The organism is Thalassobacter sp. (assembly GCF_982993085.1).
In genome coordinates this window covers 1-3,601 of the sequence record NZ_CEZFMW010000193.1, presented here as the reverse complement: position 1 = coordinate 3,601, position 3,601 = coordinate 1, and the positions used below count along the sequence as shown (strand labels likewise).

General features: G+C 60.6%; 4 protein-coding genes. 1 reads left to right on the top strand and 3 read right to left on the bottom strand.

Annotated elements, in window-relative coordinates; all coding sequences use genetic code 11:
- Positions 1 to 497 (top strand): MORN repeat-containing protein (locus AC4GMC_RS17675; RefSeq protein ID WP_490391491.1); only part of this gene is annotated, 497 nt, incomplete at its 5' end.
- On the opposite strand, the gene AC4GMC_RS17670 is transcribed toward AC4GMC_RS17675, so the two are convergent.
- The 3 genes from AC4GMC_RS17670 to AC4GMC_RS17660 all read right to left on the bottom strand — a co-directional run bounded on the left by AC4GMC_RS17670 (position 494) and on the right by AC4GMC_RS17660 (position 3,425).
- Complete coding sequence (locus tag AC4GMC_RS17670) at positions 494 to 1,153, bottom strand: DUF2726 domain-containing protein (protein ID WP_490391490.1); 660 nt, start codon at positions 1,151 to 1,153, stop codon at positions 494 to 496. The genes AC4GMC_RS17675 and AC4GMC_RS17670 overlap by 4 nt on opposite strands.
- Before the next feature lie 95 nt (positions 1,154 to 1,248).
- Positions 1,249 to 2,766, bottom strand: a complete 1,518-nt coding sequence (locus AC4GMC_RS17665; protein ID WP_487878759.1) for a cryptochrome/photolyase family protein — start codon at positions 2,764 to 2,766, stop codon at positions 1,249 to 1,251.
- Positions 2,763 to 3,425 (bottom strand): SDR family NAD(P)-dependent oxidoreductase, encoded by a 663-nt coding sequence (locus tag AC4GMC_RS17660; protein WP_487878758.1) that lies wholly within the window; start codon positions 3,423 to 3,425, stop codon positions 2,763 to 2,765. The genes AC4GMC_RS17665 and AC4GMC_RS17660 overlap by 4 nt, the downstream gene beginning before the upstream one ends.
- Between the last annotated feature and the right edge of the window lie 176 nt (positions 3,426 to 3,601).

The window sequence follows — 3,601 nt, the reverse complement described above, 5'->3', positions numbered from 1 at the left end:
GCTACCGCTATGACGGCGCGTGGGAAGACGGGCTGCGCCACGGCATGGGCACCGCCACGTATGCAGATGGCACGATCTATGTCGGGACATTTGAGCAAGGCCAGCGCGACGGTGAGGGCAAGATCACGATGGCGGATGGCTTTGTCTATCAGGGCGGCTGGCAGGCCGGTGAGATTCACGGCCAAGGCACGGCGACCTATTCAAACGGCGACGTATATGAAGGCAGTTTTGCCAAGGGCAAACGTCAGGGCCCCGGCACCATGCGGTACGCCACCGGCGAGATCGAAAGCGGTGAGTGGGATCAGGGACGCCTGTCCGCATTGGCCGCCGAAACGGAGGCCCCGGCGCAGGAAACCGACCCAACGCCACAGGTCGGCACCGCTGCTGAGGCCCCTACCGAAGCTGAAGCTCCCGCTGATGAGCCGCCCTCAGACGACGCCCCGTCAGACGAGGCCCCGTCAGATGCGGCCACGCCCGACAGCGGCAACGACGGCTAGACCGCGACGTCCGAAGGCTTGGCTTGGGGCAGGTCATCATCCTCTAGGTAGAGATGCGCGAACACCTGCGTCCAGATATCGTCTGGCGCAGTTAGTTCGTTGGCGGTGACGTAGCCGATCCCGGCTTCCTCTAATGCGGCGGCTTTTGCATCGGCCAATGGCCCCGCATCCCGCGCGTTGCCAACAAAGTCGAGTGCTGCAACCGGCAGCCCTGCGTCATCGAGGATCAAGATATCCACCCGTTGCGCCACAAATCCTGCGCGCACCGCATCTTGGTCGGTTTGCGCCGCACGACGATCCACATGCAGGAACGCATCCAGCGACACCTGTGCATGGAGGGTCATATCGGGAGCCTCAACCTCAAGCCGGTCGGTAATCATGTTGAACACCGCCAGATGGCCGGGTGTCATCAGACGCATGGCATGGATCGCCACACGGGCGGGCGGCTTGGGTGCCGCTGGTGCCGTGCGTGGCAGGGGCTGCATTTCCTGCGCGGGCATGTAATCCGTATCCCATGAGCCGGAACCGCGCAGCGCATTCGCCTCAGCCTCTGCTGCGGCCTCTAGCTTGCGCAGAGCGGCGGCAGCAACGGTTTGCGCATCTTGGGCGCGTTTGTCTGCGTCGCCTGTGACGCTGCGGATCAGTTTTGCAAACATGAGAGTTCTGCCCGTTTTTGTGTTCTCGATGGTGCAAAGGTGACAGGCAAGGGTGGCGAAATATGGGCACGCTCGCGGGATTTATGCGGAAAAGTCTAAACGCTTTCGCCTTGCTCCATCTTCGCAAGGAACCGTTCCGCACGATCCAAAACCTCGGCGCAGTGCGTGTCGTCCATCCGGTCCCACGTCCGGTACATCTGTGCCATACGCGGGTTTTTGGCGAACCGTTCCCGGTGACGATTGAGAAACGCCCAGTAGAGTGCATTGAACGGACAGGCATCATCGCCGACCTTTTCCTTCACCTTATAGGCGCAGGTTTTGCAGTGGTCCGACATCTTGTTGATGTAGTTGCCCCCCGACACATAGGGCTTGGACCCCACGATGCCGCCGTCGGCAAATTGGCTCATGCCAATAACATTGGGGGCTTCGACCCATTCGTAGGCATCCGCATAGACCGCAAGATACCATTCGTGCACTTCAAACGGATCAATCCCCGCCAAGAGCGCAAAGTTCCCCGTCACCATGAGCCGTTGGATATGGTGGGCGTAGGCCTCATCGCGGGTGGCGGCGACGGCGGTGGACATACATTTCATTCGCGTGTCGGCGCCCCAATATAGTGCGGGCAGTTTGCGGGTGTGGCCCAGCACGTTGCGGTGCATGTAATCGGGGCCTTCGCGGAAATAGATGCCGCGCATGTATTCGCGCCACCCGATAATCTGTCGGATAAACCCCTCAACCGCGTTCAGGGGCGCATGTCCTGCCCTGTAGGCTGCTTCGACGGCATCGCAGGCTTCGCGCCACGGCAGAAGGCCTGCGTTGATATACATCGAAATGACCGAGTGGTAGAGAAAGCGATTGTCCGTAAGCATCGCATCCTGAAAGTCGCCATATTTAGGCAAGGCGTGGTCGATGAAATGCTGGAGCGCCGCCCGTGCACCGGCTCGGTCCGTCGCAAAAGAAAATGGCCGCAGCGTGCCGAAGTTGTCCGCGAACCGCGCCTCAACCAGATCCAGCACTTCACGCGTGGTGGCGTCAGTTTGGAACTGAAGCGGGCCTTCGTGCGTGACCTCATCGGGGGCGGGTTTACGGTTGTCGTGATCGTAGTTCCACTTGCCCCCTTCGGGCTGGTCACCCTCCATCAACAGCCCGGTTTTGCGGCGCATATCGCGATAGAAATACTCCATCCGGAGCTGTTTGCGCCCCTCGGCCCATGCGTCGAATTCGGTGTGACTGCACAGAAACCTGTCGTCTGGGAACTGGTGCACCGGCACGGGACTGTCCTCTAGCGCGGAAATCACGCGCCATTCGCCGGGTTCCGTGGCCAGCACCTCGGCCGCGCCGGTATCGCCTGCGACGGCCAACAGGGCCGACACGATACTGGTATGGCCGTCATCCAGCGTGAAATAGCGCACGTTCCAGCCATCGGCCCGCAGTTCGGCAGCGAATTTGCGCATGGCGGCGAAAAGAAAGGCGATCTTTTTGGGATGATGGGGGACGTAGGATGCCTCTTCCATGACCTCGGCCATGACCACCACGTCGCGGGTTTTATTAGCCTCACGCAGCGCGCTGAGTTCGGGGGACAGCTGGTCGCCCAGCACCAAGATAAGTTTCACCACGGCACCTGTGTATTGGCCCAATCGTAGAATTGGCCTGTGTCTTGGGGGCCGCGCGCATCCAGCACATGACTGATGTTGGCGGCGGCTTCGTGCGGGGGAACCGAGGGGTAACGGCCCAGATATTTCTGCGTAAACGGCGTGGCCACAGTACCGGGATGGAGTGCTATCAGACAGGCCTGTGTGTGCGTTCGCGCCAGTTCAATCGCGGCGGTGTGGATGACTTGGTTCACCCCCGCCTTGGCGGTGCGGTAACTGACCCAGCCGCCGATTTGGTTATCGCCGATACTGCCGACGCGCGCGGATAAAACCGCAATCACGCTGGGCGATTTGCGCGGAATCAACCGCCAAACATGTTTCAGCACCAGCGCGGGCCCCAAAGTGTTGAGCCGGAATTGCGCCATCATCGCCTCTGGCTCAAGCGCTTTGATCGTCCGCTCGGGTTGATGGCCATCAATTTCAAGCGCGCCAGTGGCCACGATGATCCGCGCAAACGGCCCCTCTAACGCGCCCAAAGCGGCCGAAACACTGGCCTCATCGGTCACGTCTAGCCCGTCCTTGCTGCGCGAAAGGGCTGTTACTTCATAGCGCTGCGCCAATTCGGCCACCAACGCCTGCCCGATCCCGCCGGACGCTCCTATCACCAATGCTTTTTCCATGACCCGCACCTAGCGCGGGGGTTTCTCAAGACAATTTGATTTAACCTCTTTTCAAACCGCATCGCAGACGTATGATGACGCCCTATGACACAGCGTCCACATATCCCCACCGGCAGAGCCAACGCTCTCCTAGACGCAAGCCTGCTTCTTAGCCGCCTCTGAGCGTGCCTTTTGGC